Source organism: Plantactinospora sp. WMMB334, assembly GCF_049179095.1.
In the GTDB taxonomy this organism is placed as follows: Bacteria; Actinomycetota; Actinomycetes; order Mycobacteriales; family Micromonosporaceae; genus Plantactinospora.
On the sequence record NZ_JBMHME010000002.1, the window covers coordinates 2,678,053 to 2,697,655 of the forward strand.

General features: G+C 73.1%; 16 protein-coding genes. 10 read left to right on the forward strand and 6 right to left on the reverse strand.

Annotation, left to right across the window (positions count from 1 at the left end; genetic code table 11):
* The first annotated feature begins 333 nt into the window (after nt 1-333).
* The 5 genes from ACN27G_RS11395 to ACN27G_RS11415 all read left to right on the forward strand — a co-directional run bounded on the left by ACN27G_RS11395 (nt 334) and on the right by ACN27G_RS11415 (nt 7,276).
* On the forward strand, nt 334-1,695 hold the full coding sequence (locus ACN27G_RS11395; protein WP_421492765.1) for a hypothetical protein: 1,362 nt from the start codon (nt 334-336) through the stop codon (nt 1,693-1,695).
* Entirely contained in the window at nt 1,692-2,684 is a 993-nt protein-coding gene (locus ACN27G_RS11400; RefSeq protein ID WP_421492766.1) for a glutamate ABC transporter substrate-binding protein, read from the forward strand. The genes ACN27G_RS11395 and ACN27G_RS11400 overlap by 4 nt, the downstream gene beginning before the upstream one ends.
* 20 nt (nt 2,685-2,704) lie before the next feature.
* A complete protein-coding gene (locus ACN27G_RS11405) occupies nt 2,705-2,869 on the forward strand; it encodes a hypothetical protein (RefSeq protein ID WP_421492767.1) in 165 nt (54 codons plus the stop codon).
* On the forward strand, nt 2,866-5,172 hold the full coding sequence (locus tag ACN27G_RS11410; RefSeq protein WP_421492768.1) for a tetratricopeptide repeat protein: 2,307 nt from the start codon (nt 2,866-2,868) through the stop codon (nt 5,170-5,172). The genes ACN27G_RS11405 and ACN27G_RS11410 overlap by 4 nt, the downstream gene beginning before the upstream one ends.
* A gap of 229 nt (nt 5,173-5,401) precedes the next feature.
* Nucleotides 5,402-7,276, forward strand: a complete 1,875-nt coding sequence (locus ACN27G_RS11415) for a Xaa-Pro dipeptidyl-peptidase (protein ID WP_421492769.1) — start codon at nt 5,402-5,404, stop codon at nt 7,274-7,276.
* A 116-nt stretch (nt 7,277-7,392) separates the two neighbouring features.
* Here the strand turns inward: ACN27G_RS11415 and ACN27G_RS11420 are convergent, their stop codons facing one another.
* Both ACN27G_RS11420 and ACN27G_RS11425 read right to left on the reverse strand, forming a co-directional pair.
* Nucleotides 7,393-8,286 (reverse strand): SGNH/GDSL hydrolase family protein, encoded by an 894-nt coding sequence (locus ACN27G_RS11420; protein WP_421492770.1) that lies wholly within the window; start codon nt 8,284-8,286, stop codon nt 7,393-7,395.
* Between the two features lie 293 nt (nt 8,287-8,579).
* On the reverse strand, nt 8,580-8,951 hold the full coding sequence (locus ACN27G_RS11425) for an FKBP-type peptidyl-prolyl cis-trans isomerase (RefSeq protein ID WP_421492771.1): 372 nt from the start codon (nt 8,949-8,951) through the stop codon (nt 8,580-8,582).
* A 776-nt stretch (nt 8,952-9,727) separates the two neighbouring features.
* On the opposite strand from ACN27G_RS11425, the gene erm reads away from it, so the two are divergent.
* Nucleotides 9,728-10,483 (forward strand): ErmE/ErmH/ErmO/ErmR family 23S rRNA (adenine(2058)-N(6))-methyltransferase, encoded by a 756-nt coding sequence (gene erm / locus ACN27G_RS11430; protein WP_421492772.1) that lies wholly within the window; start codon nt 9,728-9,730, stop codon nt 10,481-10,483.
* 129 nt (nt 10,484-10,612) lie between these two features.
* Here erm and ACN27G_RS11435 read toward each other — a convergent pair whose 3' ends face one another.
* Genes ACN27G_RS11435 through ACN27G_RS11450 form a run of 4 tightly spaced genes read right to left on the reverse strand, consistent with a single transcriptional unit; the run spans nt 10,613 to nt 14,232 of the window.
* Nucleotides 10,613-11,542 carry a hypothetical protein gene (locus ACN27G_RS11435; RefSeq protein WP_421492773.1) on the reverse strand — a complete coding sequence of 310 codons (930 nt, stop codon included), beginning with the start codon at nt 11,540-11,542 and terminating at the stop codon, nt 10,613-10,615.
* Nucleotides 11,536-12,681: a galactonate dehydratase gene (gene dgoD, locus ACN27G_RS11440; protein WP_421492774.1), complete on the reverse strand. Its 1,146-nt coding sequence runs from the start codon at nt 12,679-12,681 to the stop codon at nt 11,536-11,538. Before dgoD ends, ACN27G_RS11435 begins: the two co-directional genes overlap by 7 nt.
* 22 nt (nt 12,682-12,703) lie before the next feature.
* The gene (locus tag ACN27G_RS11445) at nt 12,704-13,414 is read right to left on the reverse strand and encodes a FadR/GntR family transcriptional regulator (protein ID WP_421492775.1); all 711 of its coding nucleotides are present in this window, start codon (nt 13,412-13,414) and stop codon (nt 12,704-12,706) included.
* 56 nt (nt 13,415-13,470) lie between these two features.
* The gene (locus ACN27G_RS11450) at nt 13,471-14,232 is read right to left on the reverse strand and encodes an SDR family NAD(P)-dependent oxidoreductase (RefSeq protein WP_421492776.1); all 762 of its coding nucleotides are present in this window, start codon (nt 14,230-14,232) and stop codon (nt 13,471-13,473) included.
* 147 nt (nt 14,233-14,379) lie between these two features.
* Between ACN27G_RS11450 and ACN27G_RS11455 the strand changes: the two genes are divergently transcribed.
* From ACN27G_RS11455 to ACN27G_RS11470, 4 genes are read left to right on the forward strand one after another with little or no spacing between them, the layout of a single operon-like run.
* Entirely contained in the window at nt 14,380-15,672 is a 1,293-nt protein-coding gene (locus ACN27G_RS11455; protein ID WP_421492777.1) for an ABC transporter substrate-binding protein, read from the forward strand.
* Nucleotides 15,672-16,610: a carbohydrate ABC transporter permease gene (locus ACN27G_RS11460; protein ID WP_421492778.1), complete on the forward strand. Its 939-nt coding sequence runs from the start codon at nt 15,672-15,674 to the stop codon at nt 16,608-16,610. Before ACN27G_RS11455 ends, ACN27G_RS11460 begins: the two co-directional genes overlap by 1 nt.
* On the forward strand, nt 16,607-17,431 hold the full coding sequence (locus ACN27G_RS11465) for a carbohydrate ABC transporter permease (RefSeq protein ID WP_421492779.1): 825 nt from the start codon (nt 16,607-16,609) through the stop codon (nt 17,429-17,431). Before ACN27G_RS11460 ends, ACN27G_RS11465 begins: the two co-directional genes overlap by 4 nt.
* Nucleotides 17,428-19,566 (forward strand): alpha-galactosidase, encoded by a 2,139-nt coding sequence (locus ACN27G_RS11470; protein ID WP_421492780.1) that lies wholly within the window; start codon nt 17,428-17,430, stop codon nt 19,564-19,566. The genes ACN27G_RS11465 and ACN27G_RS11470 overlap by 4 nt, the downstream gene beginning before the upstream one ends.
* Nucleotides 19,567-19,603: the final 37 nt, after the last annotated feature.

The following is a 19,603-nucleotide window of genomic DNA, read 5'->3' on the forward strand; positions in this document are numbered from 1 at the left end:
GGTCACGACCGCCCGTGTTCGGCCAGGTTACGTTTTCGGTCCGGTGCCGTCCTTCCCGCCCGCCCGCCCGCCCGTCCGTCCGTCCGGCCTGCCGGCCGGCCGGTTGCCTGGCGGCAGCGCCGCGCCGGACGTCGACGGCCGCCCGGCCGGGGCGAGAGTGGACGGTGGCGCGTGGCGGTGCCGCTGCCGACGCCCGTGGGGCGTCCGGTCGGCCGGTGCGGCGCCCCCCACCGGTTGAGCCGATTGGTTACCTTGAAGCCGGTCGTCCAGGATCTGACCGCCTTGGCCACCTCCGGCCGGCGGGTTCCCGACGCCGGGTTGGGGGAGATGCGGGTGGGTTCGCACGGGTCGGCGGTGGCTGTCCCGCCAGGCCGGTCGGCCGCCTCGCCCCGACCCCGCCCACCGGACCGGTGGCGTCGGCTGAGCACGTTTCTGCGCCGCACACCCGGCCGGCTCACCGCGATGCTGTCCGGGGTGGTCGTGCTGGGCCTGCTCGCCGGGGCGGTCGCGCTCGCCGGCGTCCGGCAGCGCGCGGAGCTGGTCCGGGACGTCACCGCACGCAGCGGCGAACTCGCGGTGGCGGCGCAGCGACTCTACCGGGCGCTCTCCGACGCCGACGCCACCGCCGCGAGCGCCTTCCTCTCCAACGGGCTCGAACCACCGGCGCTGCGTGAGCGCTACCAGCGCGACCTGGCCGACGCGGCCTCGGCGCTGACGGTCGTCTCGTCCGCCGTACCCGACGACAGCCGGGGTGCCGCGGCGGTCGGCCGGATCACGGCGCGGCTGCCGGTCTACGCCGGTCTGGTGGAGACCGCCCGCACCTACAACCGGCAGGGGCTGCCGCTCGGCGTCGCCTACCTGCAGGAAGCCTCCGGCCTGATGCGCGACGAGCTGCTGCCCGCGGCCCAGGAGCTCTATGCGGGGGCGTCGACCGAGCTCGACGAGGCGCGGGACCGGGCGGCCGGCTTTCCCTGGGTCGCCGTGCTGCTCGCGCTTCTCACCCTCGCCGGTGTGGTGTTGACGCAGATCCACCTGACCCGGCGCACCAACCGGCTGCTCAACGTGGGGCTGCTGGTCGCCACCGGCGGGGCGCTGCTGCTGGTCGGCTGGCTCACCGGGTCGGCGCTGGTGGCCGCCGGCAACCTCCGGGACAGCCGGGACTCCGGTTCCGCCCAGGTGAACCTGCTCGCCGAGGCGCGGATCGCCGGGTTGCAGGCCCGGGCCGACGAGGCGTTGACCCTGGTCGCCCGGGGCAACGGGGTGGCGTTCGAGGAGAACCACGCCGCCATGATGGAGCGGCTCACCGGCGCCGACGGCTCGGGCGGGCTGTTGGCCCGCGCCCGGCTGGCGGCCCCGGACGACACCACGCGGCAGGCGGTCGAGACCGCCATCGCCCGGAGCAGGGAGTGGTCGGCAGCGCACCGCACCGTACGGACCCTCGACGAGAGCGGCGAGTACGCCGAGGCGGTTGCCGCCACCGTCGGCACCGGCGAGCAGACCACGGCCGCGATCTTCAACCAGTTCGACGAGGCGCTCGCCTTCGCCATCGACCACAACGGGAAGCGCTTCGAACGTGAGGCGACCGGCGCCGGGCGGGCCCTCACCGGCGTCGACATCGGTATCGTCGGCCTCACCCTCGTCCTGCTGGTCGGTGCCGCTGTGGGCATGCAGCAGCGGATAGCGGAGTATCGATGACGCACCGGCGGATCGCCGTGCGGCTGCTCGCCGGCGTTGTCGCGGCCGTCGCCGCGGCGGGCCTCGCCGCGTGCGGCACCGCCGAGGAGGCGCTGCCCGACAACCAGGTGGTGGCGGAGCCGCCCCGGCCGATCGGCATGCAGGACCCGGCGATCGTGCCGACCGGGCCGGCGGCGTCGTCCGGCTCGTGCGACCCCCGGGCCAGCCTGCGGCCGTCCGGCTCGTTGCCCCGTCCCCGTCAGATGCCGGCCGGCACGGCGATGGCCACGATCGTCCAGCGTGGACGGCTGATCGTCGGCGTCGACCAGAACAACTACCAGTTCGGGTTCCGTGACCCGCTGACCGGCCAGCTCACCGGATTCGACGTCGACATCGCCCGGGAGATCGCCCGAGGGCTCTTCGGCGACCCGGGCCGGATCCAGTTCCGGGCGATCAGCTCCGCCGACCGGATCACGGCGGTCCAGGAGGGCACCGTCGACCTGGTGGTGCGGACCATGACGATGAACTGCGAACGCTGGCAGCAGGTCAGCTTCTCCACCGAGTACTTCACCGCCGGGCAGCGCGTCCTGGTCAACCGGGGCTCCGGGGTGCGGAGGATCGAGGATCTGCGCGACCGGAAGGTGTGCGCGGCGGCGGGCAGCACCTCCATCCGGAACATCGCCGCGAAGGGCACCCGGCCGGTCTCGGTGGTCAACTGGACCGACTGCCTCGTGCTGCTCCAGCAGAACCAGGTCGTCGCGGTCTCCACCGACGACAGCATCCTGGTCGGGCTCGCCGCCCAGGACCCGAACACCGAGGTGGTCGGTCCGCGGTTCAGTGACGAACCGTACGGGGTGGCGATCTCCCGGGAGTCGCCGGAACTCGTCCGGTTCGTCAACGGCGTCCTCGCCAGGATCCGATCCGACGGGACCTGGACCCAGCTCTACCGCCGATGGCTGACGTCGTTGGGCCCGGCGCCGGCTCCACCGGTCGCGCGTTACCGGGACTAGTGACCGTGCCGCCGCCGCAGATGAGCCGCGCCGCTCTCGATGCCGACGGGACCGTGCTGGACGACGCCGCCGGTGCCGGTGCGCAGCGGCTCGGGGTGGCCGAGTTCGCCCGCCGGGTCGAGGCTGGGGCGGTCAACGACATCGCCGAGCGTCGGGCGCCCGGCACGAAGGGAGCCGTACCATGAGCACCCGCTGCCTGCGGCCCGGCTGTCCAGGCTCCTACCTGCCCGACGGCCACTGCGACGAGTGCGGCCGGCGGGCGACGGCCGCACCGGCGGCCCTGCCCCACACCGCTGTTCCGTCGGGTGCCGGCGCGGTGGCGACATCGACCGGGGGCGGCACGGTGCCGAGCCGGGGCAGCTGGGGTTCCGGCTCGCGGGGCTCCGCCCGGTCCCGGAGCGCGGCCCGGGGTGGACTCGGCGCCGGTCTGGTGGAGATCGCCCGGGTGCCGCTGCGCGACCCGGCGGCGGCGGTGATGGCCGAGCCCAGGGTCGCGGAGTCGCGACGGTTCTGCGTGAGCTGCGAGAATCCGGTGGGCCGGGGACGGGACGACCGGCCCGGCTGGGCCGAGGGCTTCTGTCCGCACTGCGGCACGCCGTTTTCGTTCCTGCCCCGGCTCGGCGCCGGTGATGTGATCGACGGGCGGTACGAGATTCTCGGTGCGCTCGCCTACGGCGGGCTGGGCTGGATCTATCTCGCCCGGGACCGCAACGTCAGCGACACGGTCAGCGACCGCTGGGTGGTCCTCAAGGGACTGATCAACACCTCGGACACGGACGCCATGGCCTCCGCGGTCGCCGAGCGCCGCTTCCTGGTCGAGCTGGACCACCCCAACATCGTCAAGATCCACGACTTCGTCGAGCACCCCGATCCGCGTACCGGCACACCGGTCGGCTACATCGTCATGGAGTACGTCGGCGGCCACTCCCTGCGGGACATGCTGCTGACCCGACGGCGGGACACCGGCCAGCGGGCCCTACCGCTGCCGGAGGTGATCGCCTACGGTGTGGAGATCCTGCCGGCCCTCGACTACCTGCACGACCGCAACCTGCTCTTCTGCGACTTCAAGCCGGACAACGTCATCCACGCCGAGGAGCAGCTCAAGCTCATCGACCTCGGCGCCGTACGCCACGTCGACGACATGGCCAGCGCCATCTTCGGCACCCCCGGCTACCAGGCGCCGGAGGTCGGCACGCGCGGCCCCTCCGTCGCCTCCGACATCTACACCGTCGGCCGGGCACTGGCCGTGTTGAGCCTCGACTTCCGTGGCTTCACGACCACCTACGCCAACCGCCTGCCCGACCCGGCCGACGCACCACTGCTCGCCGCCGAGATGTCGTACCACCGGCTGCTGCGCCGGGCCACCCATCCCGATCCGGACCGGCGGTTCGCCAGCGCTGCCGAGATGAGCGAGCAGCTGCTCGGCGTACTGCGCGAGGTGCTCTCGGCCGCGGACGGCGTTCCCCGGCCGGTGGTGTCCCGCCAGTTCACGCCCGAACGACGCGCCTTCGGCACCGAGGCCGGCGAGGTCGCCCTGGCGGTGGCGGGCCAGCTCCGGAGCACCGGCGGGATCCGGCCCGGCGCGCTGGCCCCGGAACCGCCGGTGGTCGCCGCCGCGTTGCCGCTGCCGCAGGTCGACATCCTCGACCCGGGTGCGGGGTTCCTCGCCTCGCTCGGCACGACCGATCCGACGGAGCTGGTCCGGCAGCTCACCGCCGCACCGGTCCGGAGCGTGGAGGTGGCGCTCCGGCTGGCCCGTTCCCGGATCGAGGCGGGCGACCTGGCCGGGGCCGGCGCGGACCTGGACCGGCTGGCCGCCGCCGACCCGTTCGACTGGCGGGTGGACTGGTATCGGGGGCTGGCGGCGCTGACCGGGAACCGGCCGGCCGAGGCCCGGGTCGCCTTCGACACGGTGTACGACGCGCTGCCGGGCGAGCCGGCGGCCAGGTTGGCACTGGCGGTGAGCGCCGAGTGCACCGGTGACCGGGAACTGGCAACCCGGTTGTACGACCGGGTGTGGCGCGTCGACCACGGCTACCTGAGCGCGGCCTTCGGACTGGCCCGGATCCGCTTCCTGGTCGGCGACCGGGTCGGCGCGCTCGCCGTGCTGGACCAGGTGCCGGAGAGTTCGAGCCAACACGTGGCGGCACAGGTCGCCGCCGTCCGGGCGAGTCTGCCCGGACTGAGGGCGACCGGGGCGGCGGACGATCTGTTGCGGGCCTCCGCCCGGCTCGAACGACTCGGACTCGACGTCGAGCGGCAGACCCGGCTCACCATCGAGGTGTTGGAGGTGGCGCTCGCCTGGGTACGGAGCCGGCCGGGTGCCACCGGCGGGGGTCTGGTGCTGGGACACGAGCTCTCCGAGCGCGGCCTGCGCTTCGGGCTGGAGCGGGCCTACCGCACGCTGGCCCAGCTCTGCCGGGATCCGGAGCTGCGGATCGCGCTGGTCGACCACGCGAACGCCGTCCGGCCGAGGACGCTGGTATGACCGCCGCCGAAGCCGGCAGCCAACCGGCTCTTCGCCAGCCGCTCCACCGAGGGCCCGACGACACGGCAACCGACACGGCAACCGACACGGCAACCGACACGGCAATCGACGTTTCCAGATGGCCTATCTAGGATGAGCCGTCGAGATCCCGACCGTCGGTGATCCCGTTCCGTCGATGCCCGCCGTTCTCGCCGCCGGCCCACGAGGACTGGTCGAGAGGAGCAACCACATGCCATCAGCAGGTCCCGGAAGGATTCTCGGGGCGTACGTCGCCGGCCTGGCCCTGGTCGCGGCGCCGCTGCCCGCCCAGGCGTCCCCGGGAGCACCGCCGCCCGGCATCGTCGTGCGGGACGGGATGACCCAGCCCGTCTTCTCGCTGGCCGATGCGGTCGAGGAACGGGTGTGGGTGGAGACTCCGCTCGACACCGACCACGACGGCCGGCGTGACCGGGTCGTGGCGGACATCTCCCGGCCCCGTGAGACCGAGACCGCGGGGCTGCGGGTGCCGGTGATCCTGGAGCACTCGCCGTACCGGAAGGACACCTGGAGCGACGTGCCCTATCCCAGCGTGCTCGTCGACGAACTGCCGCAGGGCTCCTCCTCCGGGCACTCGTCCGCCCGGCGGGCCGACGGACCGGGGATCCTGCGGGCAAAGGCCAACCTGCCCGGCCAGCTCGACGACTACTACGTGCCCCGCGGCTACGCGGTGGTGCTGGGGCAGAGCGTCGGCACCGGCGACTCCGACGGCTGCCCGACCACCGGCGACTCCGCCGAGACGCTGGGCACCAGGGCGATCATCGACTGGCTGGGTGGCCGGGCCCGGGCCTACGACGCCAGCGGCACGCCGGTGCGAGCCGGCTGGACCACCGGAGCGGTCGGGATGACCGGCGTCTCCTACAACGGGACCCTGCCGAACATGGTGGCGACCACCGGGGTACCCGGGCTCCGGACCATCGTCCCGGTCTCGGCGATCAGCAACTGGTACGACTACTACCGCGCCAACGGTCTGGTGGTGGCGCCCGGCGGCTTCCAGGGCGAGGACGCCGACATCCTGACGATGTACACCGCCGGCCGTGGCCGCTCGACGGAGGACTGTGCCGACGAGATCGCCGAGATCGCCGAGGAGCAGGAGCGGGGCACCGGCGACTACACCGGGTTCTGGCGGGAGCGGGACTACCTGCCCGGGGTGCGGAAGGTCCGGGCCAGCGTCTTCGTCGTGCACGGGCTCAACGACTGGAACGTCAAGACCGGTCAGTTCGCCGACTGGTGGGACCAGCTCGACCGGTACGGCGTACCGTGCAAGCTCTGGCTGCACCAGGGGGGCCACGGCGGTCCGGGCAGCGCCGCCACGGTGACCCTGCCGGACGGGCGGAGCTGGACCTACAAGCAGACCGAGAACCGCTGGTTCGACTACTGGCTCTGGGGCGTCGACAACGACGTCATGGCCGAGCCGAGGGTGGTGCTGCAGCGGGAGGACCGTGCCTACACCACCTACCGGGACTGGCCGGATCCGGCCGCCCGGAAGGTGTCGCTGGGACTCTCCGCAACCGATCCGGCGGCACCGGGTGCCCTGGTCGGCTCCGGGTGGCGCGGCCGGGCGACCCAGAGCCTGGTCGACGCGGGTCGGGACTACACCCCCAACCAGCTCGTGGGCGAGCCGGAGACCGCCAGCCCGCACCGGCTGGTCTACACCTCCCCGACGTTGCGCCGGGACGTACGGATCTCGGGTCGGCCGGAGCTGCGGGTGCGACTCTCGATCGACAACCGGACGGCCGCGAACCTGACCGGCTACCTCGTCGACTATGGCCCGGCGGGTGCCACCGACGCCCCGGTCGTGGTGACCCGGGGGTGGCTGGACCCGCAGAACCGGACCAGCGAGGCGCACGGCCGGCCGGTCCGGCCGGGACGGATGTACGACTACCGCTGGAGCATGGAGCCGAAGGACTACATCTTCCGTGCCGGGCACCGGCTCGGCCTGGTGATCTTCTCCAGTGACCAGGACTACACCCTGCTGCCGCTGCCCGGCACCCGGCTGAGCGTGGCACCGGCGTCGAGCGCCCTGATCCTGCCCGTGGTGGGCGGCCGGACCGCGTTGGGCTTCTGACCCGGACCGCCCCGCCTCCTGGGCCGCGTTTTCGGAGCCGGGGCGGGCGGGCGCGGCTCGACGCGTCCTGCCCGCCCCGCCCCGGGGCCGGGACCCCGGTGTCGTACCGGTGCGGATCAGCCGTTCAGCCTGGCCAGCAGGGCGTTGGCCATGCCCTGCTCACCGGCGGCGTTCGGGTGGAACGGCGCGGCGGCGTTCTGCGGGACCAGCCCCTCGACCCACCGGGTGCTCCTGCTCTTGCAGGCGTCGCGACCGATCGACGGGGTGTAGACGTCGGCGTAGCTGGCGTTGTTGGCGGTCGCGACACCGGCGAGCATCGCGTTCAGCGACTTCTGGACGCCGCGCAGGTACGGCACGTCCTGGTACGCGATCGGGACCACCGGCCAGCAGCCGTTGCCGGTGTCGGGCAGGATCGCCGGGTACCCGAGCACCACGACCCGCGCGTTCGGGGCGGCCGCCCGGACCGCCTGCAGTACGGCGGTCACCTTCGGCGCGGTGGCGTCGATCCTCGCCCGCAGTTGGTCGCTGCCCCCGGCGGTGTACCTGTTCTTGCACGGTGAGCCGAGCGGGCTGCTCAGGCTGTCCTCCGCGCAGGTGGTCATGATGCCGGAGAAACCGATGTCGTTGCCACCGATCTGGACCGTGACCAGGGCGGTACCCGAGGTGACCGCGTTGAGCTGCGGTGGCACCGTGATGCCGAGCTGCCCGCTGCCGCTGTGGAGGATGTCGGTGGTGGTGGCACCGGAGCAGCTCACGTCGGCGAAGGACGAGGAGTTCGCGGAGCCGGCGACGAGGGACGGGTAGTTGCGGTTGGAGCGCAGGCAGTTCAGGTCGACCTGCGAGGGGATCAGCGGACCGGCGGTGTACGAGTCGCCCAGCGCGACGTAGCGCCCGGTGGGCACGGCGGCGCTGGCGGGTGGGGTGGTGGCGAGCAGCATGCCGGTGGCGGCCGTGAGGGTTGCGGCCACCCGGGTGGCTACCCGGAGGAACGGCAGGCGGGGACGGGTCATGGCGCCTCCCAGAGGGGATCATGGTGCCGCGATTCTGTCCGCGCCGAACCAGCTCCGTCAATATCTACGGCCATCTTTCAATGCTGGTGGTGATCTTTCGGTTCCGTTGGGTGATGGTTTTCGGTGCCGCGGCCGATGATCGAGGGCGTGCCGGGCGCACGAGTGCGGGTGTGGGCGGGCCGGATCGCCGATGGGCCCGGCCGCCTGTGGCGGCCGGGCCCATGGCTGGCACGGCGTCGGCCGGGCCGGGGAGTCAGAACGTGACGTCGGAAACCAGAGGTCGACGTCGGAGATCAGAACTTGACGTCCACCAGGTCCACGACGAAGACGAGTGTCGCGCCGGGCTTGATCACGTTGCCGGCGCCCTGGTTGCCGTAGCCGAGCTGCGGAGGGATCACGAGCTTGCGCCGGCCGCCGATCCGCATCCCGAGTACGCCGCGGTCCCAACCCTCGATGACCTTGCCGCCGCCGACGGGGAAGCTGAACGGTGAGCCGCGGTTCCACGACGAGTCGAACTCGTCGCCGGTGTCGAACGAGACTCCGACGTAGTGCACCACGGCCCATTGGCCCGGTTGGACCTCCTGGCCCGTCCCGATGGTTATGTCCTCGATGGCAAGGTCGGTCGGCGGCGGACCGTCGACCGGACCCACGGTGGGCTTTTCCATCCGGGTACCCTAACGCCGGCAGGGGATCGTGATCACTTGACCCTGGCGGAGTGTCGCGGCAGGTCGGCGGCCGGACGGTCGTCGGGGCGGCGGCCGCCGAGGGACCGGGGCCGGTTACGGCGGTGGCGCGTCTCGATGTCCGCGGGTACGCCAACGCTGCTCCGGTAGGTACGCTGTCGACTCTGGAAACCGCCTGGACCGGCGTCCGGCGGCCTCTGCTGCACCGGATGGTGGCAGGGCAGGGCCGAAAACCGGTTGATCCGGTCCCCACACACTGAGCTACAGTGGCCGGGTGTCCGGCACCTTCCACGCCCTGATCCGCGGGTCCCTGACCGGGACGTGCACCGCCGACTGGGCGATCCAGCTCCTGCTCCGCCACCGGACCGGGCATTCCGCCCTGGCCGGCTGAGCACGGGAGCCTTCACCGTTCGACCGCCGGCGCCCGCTGACGCGGTGCGCTGCCGAACGCCCGTCTCCTTCCGGCGGCGCCCCGCGCCGTGACCTCCACCCTGCCCGCACGACGCGTGCGTCGCGTCGTGCCCGCTGGTGGTGGTCGTCGGGTCCGTGTCGGCGCCGTCGCCCTCCCCGCACGCCCAGGGTCATCCGAGTCCTGACCGATCCGGGACAGGCCGTGCCCGACGCTGCCGCCTGTCCCCACCAACCGGCCCGGAGATCCCGGGCGGGAGGACACGGCCGTGCCACATCACCATTCGAGTCGAGAGAACCGTCCGCATGCCCGCACGGGGCCACGTACCGGGCAGGACCGGTCGCGCCGGGTGCTCGGGCAGAACTTCCTCCGCGACGAGCGGACGATCGCGCAGATCGTCACGTCCGCCCGCCCGGATCCGGCCGGGCTGCTCCTGGAGGTCGGGGCCGGTCAGGGAGCGCTGACCAGGGAGCTGGCCCGGCGCTGCCGGCGGGTCGTCGCGTACGAGATCGATCCGGAACTGGCCGCCCGGCTCGGCGAGGAGTTCCGGGCGGAGCCGGGCGTCCGGGTCGTGCAGGGCGACTTCGTCGCGTCCCGGCCCCCGGCCGAGCCGTTCGCGGTGATCGGCAACATCCCGTACGCCTCGACCAGCCGGATCGTGAACTGGTGCCTGGACGCGCCGCGAATCAGCACCGCGACCCTGGTCACCCAGCTCGAGTACGCCCGCAAGCGCTGCGGTGACTACGGCCGCTGGACGCTGCGGACGGTGCAGACCTGGCCGTGGCTGCACTGGCGCCTGGCCGGCCGGATCCCCCGGGAGCGGTTCCGCCCGGTGCCGCGGGTCGACTCCGGCATCCTGCGGCTGGAACGCCGGCAGGTGCCCCTGTTGCCGGCGTCGCAGCTCACCGCCTACCAGCGGTTCGTGGCGCTCGGCTTCGGCGGGGTCGGCGGGTCGCTGTGCGCCTCGTTGCAGCGCGGGTATCCGGCCCGCCGGGTCGATGCCGCGCTGCGGGCGAACCGGGTGCCGGCCGACACGACGGTCGGGTACGTCTGGCCGGAGCAGTGGATCGCGTTGTTCCGGGCGATCCACACGACCCGGTGGTGACCCAGGCTCTGATCATCGTCCGCGCTCCAGTTCACAAGATCGGCAGGTCGTTACCGATCCTGTTCAGGTCCGCCCGCCGGCAGCGCGGAACGTTCGTTCGGAGGCGGTAGCGCCGAGCTGGCCGACGGCTCAGCGGGCGCGCTCGGCGGTGATGGCGAGCTGCCACTCGACCTCGCCGCCGGCCGGCACCGTCGCCGCGCCATCGTCCCCGACACCGGTACCCTCCGCCTCGGCCAGGTCGAAGACCGCGCCGAGCATCGGTTCGACCCCGATGCTGCGATATGGTGCCGTCTCCGGCCAGCCACCCAGGTTGCGCCAGAGGGCGGTGGAGCGCGGCTGGCCCGGCGACTCCAGGCGCAGCCGCAGCACGTCGGGCCCGTCGACCACCCGGACGTCCGCACAGCCGACCAGGACGGCGCCGAGCGCGGTGCCGTCGTCCGGGCCGAGTCGGTGCAGTGCCAGTCCGGCCGGCTCGGGCCAGTCGGCCGTGTGCCACCGCGCACCCGGCGGCCAGGTGCCGGCGGGCAGCAGGGCGGCGGCCTCCGGGTAGAGCCGGGTGGGCGTGCCGGCCGGCGCGACCAGCCGGGCGGCGGGGGAGAGGTCGAGCAGCGCGTGCGCCGCCCAGACGAACCGGTGGCCCGGATCGGCCCGTAGCCGGTACCGGGCCACGACCGCACCGGCCTCCTCGGCGATCCGCCGTTCGAGACTGAAGTCGGGGCAGTCGACCACGGCGATTCGCTGCCGGAGCCCTCCGCAGGCCGTCGCGCTCGCCGGGCCGGTCGGTCGCCACGGGCGGGACCAGGCGTCGCCGTGGTCGGGTGTGCCCCGGACGGTGGGCACGCACTCCTCCAGGCCACCCGCGTCGACGAAGGCGTCACCCGGGCTCACGCGGTCGCGCCCGTCGGCGGTGCCGCGCCAGAGCCACTCCCGCCCACCGCCGCTGATGCTGGTCCACCGCCCGCCGTGCCGGTGGTCGACGGCCACCCGCAACGGCACCCCGACGGCCGTCCCGTCGACCGCCGGCTTCCCGGCACCCGGTTCGCCCGCCCCGCTCACCATTCGGCGAAGGAGCCGTCGGCGTGCTGCCAGACCGGGTTGCGCCAGGCGTGTCCGGTCCGGGCCGCCGCGCGTACGGCCGGCTCGTCGACGGTGATGCCGAGCCCGGGTGCCTCGGGACGGCGCAGGTGCCCGTCCACGAAACGGAACGGCTCCCGGTCCAGCACGTAGTCGAGCAGCTCGGAGCCGGAGTGGTAGTGGATGCCGATGCTCTGCTCCTGGATCAGGAAGTTGGGGGTGGCGAAGGCGACCTGGAGACTCGCGGCGAGCGAGATCGGCCCGAGCGGGCAGTGCGGGGCCAGCACCGCGCCGTACGTCTCGGCCTGGGCGGCGATCCGGCGTACCTCGGAGATGCCTCCGGCGTGCGACAGGTCGGGCTGCACCACCGCCACGCCCGCACGCAGCGGCGCCAGGAACTCGTGCCGGGCGAAGAGCCGCTCGCCGGTGGCGATCGGCACCGGCGAGGCGGCGACGATGCCGGCGAGCTGCTGCTGGTGCTCGGGCAGCACCGGCTCCTCGACGAAGAGCGGCCGCAGCGGGGCGAGCTCCGGCAGGATCCGGCGGGCCGCCGCCGCGCTCGCCCGGCCGTGGAAGTCGACCGCGACGTCCCGCTCGTCGCCGAGCACCTGCCGGACCGAGCCGACCCGGCGGACGACGGCGGACACCTCGGCGGCGCTCGGGATCGGGCCGAGCAGGCCGGAAGCGTTCATCTTGACCGCCGTCATCCCCGCCTCGACCTGTGCGGCGGCGGCGTCGGCGAGTTCGCCGGGTTCGTCGCCGCCGATCCAGGAGTAGACGCGCACCCGGTCCCGGACCGGGCCGCCGAGCAGGGCGTGCACCGGTGCGCCGTACGCCTGCCCGGCGATGTCCCAGAGCGCCTGGTCGATGCCGGCGACGGCGCTGGAGAGCACCGGGCCGCCCCGGTAGAAGCCGCCCTTGGAGAGCACCTGCCAGTGCTGCTCGATCCGGAGGGGATCCTCGCCGAGCAGGTATTCCGAGAGCACCTCGACGGCGGCGCGTACCACCTCGGCCCGGCCCTCCACGACCGGCTCGCCCCAGCCGACCAGCCCTTCGTCGGTCTCCACCCGGCAGAAGAGCCATCGGGGTGGGACGAGGAACGTCTCGATCCGGTCGATCTTCACTGGCCGCCTCTCTCCGTGCCGTTCACCGTTCGACGCCCGGCCGCTGCCGGCGTACCTTCTGGACGTCCCGGACGGCCTTCTCCAGCAGTTGCCGCATGGCGTGCTCCGCGCCCTCGGCGTCGCCCCGGCGGATCGCCTCCACCACCGCGCGGTGGCTCGGCACCGGATCGTCCTGGCCGGCACCGTGCACCAGGCGGTCCCGCTCGGCCAACCCGGTCTCCATCACCACCTCCATCCGCTCCAGCAGCTCGTTGTGGGTGGCGGCGAGCAGCGCGCGGTGGAACGCCAGGTCGGCCCGGACCGCCGTGACCGGATCGCTGGCCGCGGCCATCCCGGCCAGCGCCCGGTCGAGGTCGGCCAGGTCGGTCTCGGTGGCCCGCGCGGCGGCGAACCGGGCGGCGGCGGGCTCGACGATGGTCCGGACCTCGTGCAGCTGGTCGAGCAGGTGCTGCCCGGCGCCGCCGGCGAACTGCCAGCGGATCACGTCGCCGTCGAGCAGGTGCCAGTCCGTCCGGGGCCGGACGAAGGTGCCCCGCTTCTGCCGGGCGTCGACGATCCCCTTGGCGGTGAGGACCTTGAGCGCCTCGCGCAGCGCGGTGAGGCTGACGTCGAGCTCCTCCTGGAGCGCGGCCAGGTTCAGGGTGGCACCCTCGGCGATCTCGCCGGCGAGGATGCGCCGGGCGATGACCTCGACGGTCTGGCCGTGAACGCCGCGGCGTGCGTACTGTCCCAATGCTCTCCGTGCTTTCTTCGCTCGATGTCGATGGGTCGGGCCGAGGGTCCGCCCGGTCAGGCCGAGGCTTTCACCGCGGTCCAGCCGCCGTCCACCACCAGGGTGGTGCCGGTGACGTAGCTGGCGTCCGGCGAGGCGAGGAAGGCGATCGCCGCCGCCACCTCGTCCGGGGCGCCGAAGCGCCCGGCGACAGTCTCGGCGACGCTGCGCCGCCGGTCCACTTCGGAGACCCGGTCCCAGGCGGCGGTGCGGATCGGGCCCGGCAGGACGGTGTTGACCCGGACCTCGGGACCGTACTCGACGGCGAGCTGGCGGCCCAGCGCGACCAGGCCGCCCTTGGCCGCCGCGTAGGCCGGGTGCCCGGGGAGCCCGACCAGCGCGTGCACCGAGGAGACCAGCACGACCGCGCCGCCACCGGCCCGCAGGTCCGGCAGGCAGGCCCGGAGCCCGAGGAAGCCGCCGGTGAGGCTGACCGCGAGCTGCCGGTCCCAGGAGTGCCGGCTGGTCTCGTGTGCCGGGGCCACCTCGCTGAAGTAGGCGTTGCTGACCAGGATCTGCACCGGGCCGAAGCGCTCGCGCAGGGTCCGGGCCGCCCGCGCCCAGTCGGCCTCGTCGGAGACGTCGGCGACGATCGGGTACGCCCGCCCGCCGGCCGCCCGGATCTCCTCGGCGACCGCGTCCGGTGAGCGGACGTCGAGCAGCCCCACCGCCGCGCCCTCGGCGGCGAGCCGCCGGGCGGTGGCCGCGCCGATCCCGCCGAATGCCCCGGTGACCAGGGCGACCCTGCCGTCCAGTCGCCGTGCCTGCTGATCAGCCATCCGCCGGACTCCCGAGATCAAAACATTAATTACGAAGAAATCTTGACAGCCGCGACCCTCGGATGCAACCTTCTGGATCACAGCGTTAACCGGATTGACACACCGCGACCCGACCAGCGCCGGGTCGATCAGGAAGGGATAGACCGCGTGAGCGACTTCGACCCGGGGCGTCGCAGATTCCTCGGCCAGCTCGGGCTCGCCGGCCTCGGCGCGCTCGGCGTGAGCGGCCTGGTCGGCTGCGCCAGTTCCGCCGGCACCTCCGGCGGTGGCGGCAGCGACGGCCCGATCACCCTGCAGTCCAACCTCTCCTCGCCGCAGGCCAAGGCCGCGATGGAGAAGGTGATCGAGAGCTTCAACAAGCAGGGCAGGGGCACCGCGACGCTGAACACCATCGCCTCGGAGACCTACCGCACCCAGCTGCCGACCTACCTGACCTCGGCGAACCCGCCGGACCTCTACACCTGGTACGCCGGCTCGGTCGCCAACGACTACGCCAGCAAGGGCCTGCTGCTCGACGTCTCCGACGTCTGGTCGGGCCTGAGCGACTATCCCGAGGCGCTGCGCACAATCTCCACCGACCCCTCCGGCAAGCAGGTCTTCGTGCCGATGACCAACTACTGGTGGGGCTTCTTCTACCGCAAGTCCAACTTCGCCAAGTGGGGCGTGTCGGAGCCGAAGAATTGGACCGACTTCGTCGCGCTCTGCCGGACCCTGCAGGGCAGGGGCATCCCGCCGATCGGCATCGGGCTCGGCGACACCCCGTGGGTGGCGTCGGCCTGGTTCGACTACCTCAACATCCGGATCAACGGTGCCCCGTTCCACCGGGAACTCCTCGCCGGCAGACAGCGTTTCGACGACCCGAAGGTGAAGGCGGTCTTCGACCGGTGGCGCGAGGTGCTGCCGTACTTCGACCCGAAGGGCAAGGCGTACCCGTTCCAGGAGGCGACCACCGCGCTGCTCGGCGGCAAGACCGGCATGTTCCTGATCGGCACCTTCTTCGCCGACGCGGCGCCCAAGGACGCCCTCGGTGACCTCGACTTCTTCCAGTTCCCGATCATCGATCCGGCGGTGCCGGTGGCCGAGGAGGGCCCGACCGACGGCTTCTTCGCCAGCGCCAGGACGCGGAACCCGACCGCCACCAGGGCGCTGCTGGGCTACCTGGCCTCGGTCGAGGCGCAGGAGGCGTACATCGCGAGCAGCTCCGGCATCGTGCTGCCGGCCAACCCCGGAGCCAAGGCCGCCGACTCGCCGCTGGTCGCCAAGGGCAAGGCGATGCTGGAGAGCGCGGCGGAGCTGACCCAGTTCTTCAACCGCGACTCCAGCGACGCGCTCCAGCCGACCGCCGACACCGCGCTTACCAAGTTCATGGACAAACCCGACCAGGTCGACGCGATCCTGCGCGAGTGGCAGGCGAACGCCGAGAAGGTCTTCAGGTCCTGATGACCGCGATCGCACCGGCCGGGAGCCGCCAGCGGCGGCCACCGGTCCAGACCCGCCCGCGGCGGCGACCGGCCCGACGCCTGTCGCCGCTGCTGGCGGCCTTCGTCCTCGTGCCCTTCGCGATAGAGAGCATCTGGGTCTTCTGGCCGGCCCTACAGGGCTTCTACTTCTCGCTGACCCGCTGGGACGGGCTCGAACCACCCCGGTTCGTCGGTTTCGCCAACTACGCCGAGCTGGCCGGCGACTCGGTCTTCCGGGGAGCCCTGCTCAACACCGTGATCTGGCTGGTGCTCTTCGGCGGGCTCTCGGTGCTCGGCGGCTTCGGCATGGCGCTGCTGCTGCAGAAGGAGCGCCGGGGGATCGGCTTCTACCGCGCCGCCCTCTTCACCCCGGTGGTCTTCTCGCTTGTCGTCACCGGCCTGGTCTGGCGGGTCTTCTACCAGCCCGACGGCCTCGCCGACCAGCTCCTCCGGGCGGTCGGGCTGGGCGAGCTGGTCCGGCCCTGGCTGGCCGACCCGGAGACCGCGCTCTACGCGGTCATCCTCCCCGCCCTGTGGCGGCAGATCGGGTACGTCATGGTGCTCTACCTCGCCGGCCTCAAGGCGATCGACCCGGCGCTGCACGAGGCGGCCCGGACGGACGGCGCCAACGGCTGGCAGCGGCTGTGGCACGTGACGATCCCACAGCTGCGCGGGGTCAACGCGGTGGTGCTCTCGGTGATCGTGATCGACTCGCTGCGCTCGTTCGACATCGTCTGGGCCCTCACCCGGGGCGGGCCGTACCACTCCTCCGAACTGCTCAGCACCTACATGTACTCGACCGCGTTCCAGAGCCTCCGGCTGGGCTACGGCTCCGCGATCGCCGTCGTGATCTTCGTGCTGGCGCTGGCGGTCATCCTCGGCTATCTCGTCCGGGCCTTCCGCGAGGAGGAGACATGATCCGCAGACTCCGCACCGGCGGCTTCCACCTCGGGATGAGCCTGGTGGCACTCCTCTGGCTCGGCCCGATCGTCTGGGTCGTCAGCATGTCGCTACGCAGCTTCGACGACATCGCCGCCAACGGGGTGGGCAGCCTGCCCCGCTCGTTCACCCTGGAGACCTACCGGCAGGCGTGGACCGACGGCGGTGAGCTGCGGGCGTTGGTCAACAGCATGCTGGTCACCGTCCCGTCGGTGCTGTTCAGCCTGGCACTCGCCGCGGTGGCGGCCTTCGCGCTCGCCCGGTTCCGGATCCCCGGCCGGCGCACCATCCTGCTGCTGATGCTCGCCGGCAACCTGCTGCCGCCGCAGATCCTGCTCATCCCGGTGAGCAAGTTCAGCGAGCTGACCGGCCTCTACGACACCCTCTGGGCGCTCATCGCCGTCCAGGTCGGCTTCGGGCTCGGCTTCTACACCTTCGTGCTGCACGGGTTCATGCGGGACCTGCCGGGCGAGATCCAGGAGGCGGCGGTGATCGACGGCGCCGGGCCGGGGCAGATCTTCGCCCGGGTCATCCTGCCGCTGACCCGGCCGGCGCTCGCCGCGCTCGGGGCGCTCTCCTTCACCTGGATCTTCAACGACCTGCTCTGGGCGATCACGGTGCTCCGCACCGACGACCGGATGCCGGTCACCCCGGCGCTGCTCGCCCTGCAGGGCCAGTTCGTCTCCTCCTGGAACGTGATCGCCGCCGGCACGGTCATCGCGGCGGTGCCGACCGTGCTGGTCTTCCTCCGCTTCCAGCGACACTTCGTGTCCGGCCTCGCGATCGGAGCCGTCAAGTGACCGACCCGACCTCCGGCCCGACCGTTGGCGCGCCGCCGGACCCGGCCGCCGGGCCACGCCGCTGGACGTTGCGTGGTGCCCGGACCGAGTACGTGGTGGCCGTCCCCGCGCACGGCCGCTGGCTCGAACTCGTCGCCTGGGGACCGCACGGGGTCGGCGACGGCCCCTCCCCGGTCGAGTACGCCGGCCCGGTCCCGTTCCTCACCGCCGGTGACGCCGCGCCGGTCGAGTACGCCACCGACGCCGCCCGGCCCTTCACCGGCGCCGACCTGGTGGTGGAGACCGCCGGGGGAGACCGCCGGATCGGCCTCGAGTTCGCCGGGGCGGAGGCCGGACCGTCCCGGCTGGTGGTGACCTTCGCCGACCGGGTGACCGGGCTGCGCGCCGACATCGGCTACGAGATCCCGGCCGGCACCGACGTGGTGCGGCGGTGGGTCGAGCTGACCAACGCCGGGGCGGAGCCGCTGCGCCTGCACCGGGCCGGTTCCGCCGGATTCTGCGTACCGACGCCGCACGGGGCGACGGTCAGCTACCAGTGGGGCCAGTGGGCGCAGGAGTTCCAGCTCGACTCCGTCGACCTCGGGCACGGTGAGTTCACCGTCGGCAGCAGCCAGGGGGTGCCGGGGCACGCGTACCTGCCGTGGCTGGCGGTGCGGGACCGGGCCGAGCCGGCCGGTTCGACCTGGGGGATGGCGCTGGACTGGACCGGCTCCTGGGAGATCTCCGCCACCCGGGACACCGGCGGGCTGACCCGGGTACGCGCCGGACGGCGACTCGCCGACGGCCCCCTCGACCTGCCGCCCGGTGACCGGATCGCGCTGCCGGCGGTGACCGGTGCCTACAGCCCGGACGGGCTCGGCGGGCTGGCCCGGGTCTGGCACGACCACCAGCGCCGGCTCGCCGGGGAGCGGCTGGTGCCCCGCCCGGTGCTCTACAACTCCTGGGAGGCGACCTACTTCGCCGTCGACGCGGAGAACCAGCTCGCGCTGGCCAGGATCGCGGCGGAACTCGGCGTCGAGACGTTCGTCGTCGACGACGGCTGGTTCGTCGGCCGCGACGACGACACCGGCGGCCTCGGCGACTGGACCCCGGACCCGGCGAAGTTCCCGGCCGGCTTCGACACCTTCGTCCGGCAGGTACGCGAGCTCGGGCTGACCTTCGGGCTCTGGGTCGAGCCGGAGTGTGTCAACCCGCGCTCGGCGCTCTACGCCGCGCACCCGGACTGGGTCTACCAGGTGCGGGGGCGGCCGCTGACCCCGGTCCGCAACCAGTACCTGCTGGACCTCGGGCGGCCCGAGGTGGCCGAGTTCGTCCACTCCACGGTCGACGGGCTGCTGCGCCGCTACGACATCGGCTATCTGAAGTGGGACTTCAACCGGCCGCGTACCGAGGCGGGCCGGGACTGGCCGGCGGCGACCGGTGCGGCCGGCCGGGCCGACCTGGACGGCGCGCACGTGGCGAACCTGCACCGGGTCTACGAGACGCTGCGCCGTGACCATCCGCACGTGCTGATCGAGGCGTGTGCCGGTGGCGGGGCGCGGACCGACCTCGGCATGGCCGCTCGGGCCGACGTCTTCTGGCCCAGCGACAACACCGGCCCGCTGGACCGGCTCGCCATCCAGTACGGCTTCCTGCACGCCAACGCCCCGCACCTGCTCAGTTCCTGGGTGACCGACTCGCCGGGGTTCTTCGACCCGCGTCCCCGGTCGCTGGCGTTCCGGTTCGTCCTGGCCATGGCCGGCGTGCTCGGCATCGGGGCCGACATCCGGCACTGGACGCCGGAGCAGCGCGCCGAGGCGGCCGGCTGGGTCGCCAGGTACAAGGAGATCCGGGACGTCGTCACGCACGGCACCGTGCACCTGGTCGGCGGGCCGGACCGGTCCCGCTGCGCGGTCCAGTACACGGCGCCCGACGGCGACACCGTCGTGGTGCTCGCCTGGCACACCGGCCGGCTCGACGGACCCGGCGTGCTGCCGTCCCGCCCGGTCCGGCTCCCGCTGGCCGGCCTCGATCCGGCGGCCGGCTATCGACACGACACCCGGCGCTACTCCGGCAGCCACCTCACGACGGTCGGCCTGCCGGTCCGGTGGACCGCCGACCACGACGCGGAACTCGTCGTCCTCCGGCGCGCCTGATCCACCCGTCACCCCACCCCCGCACAGCGAAGGAAAC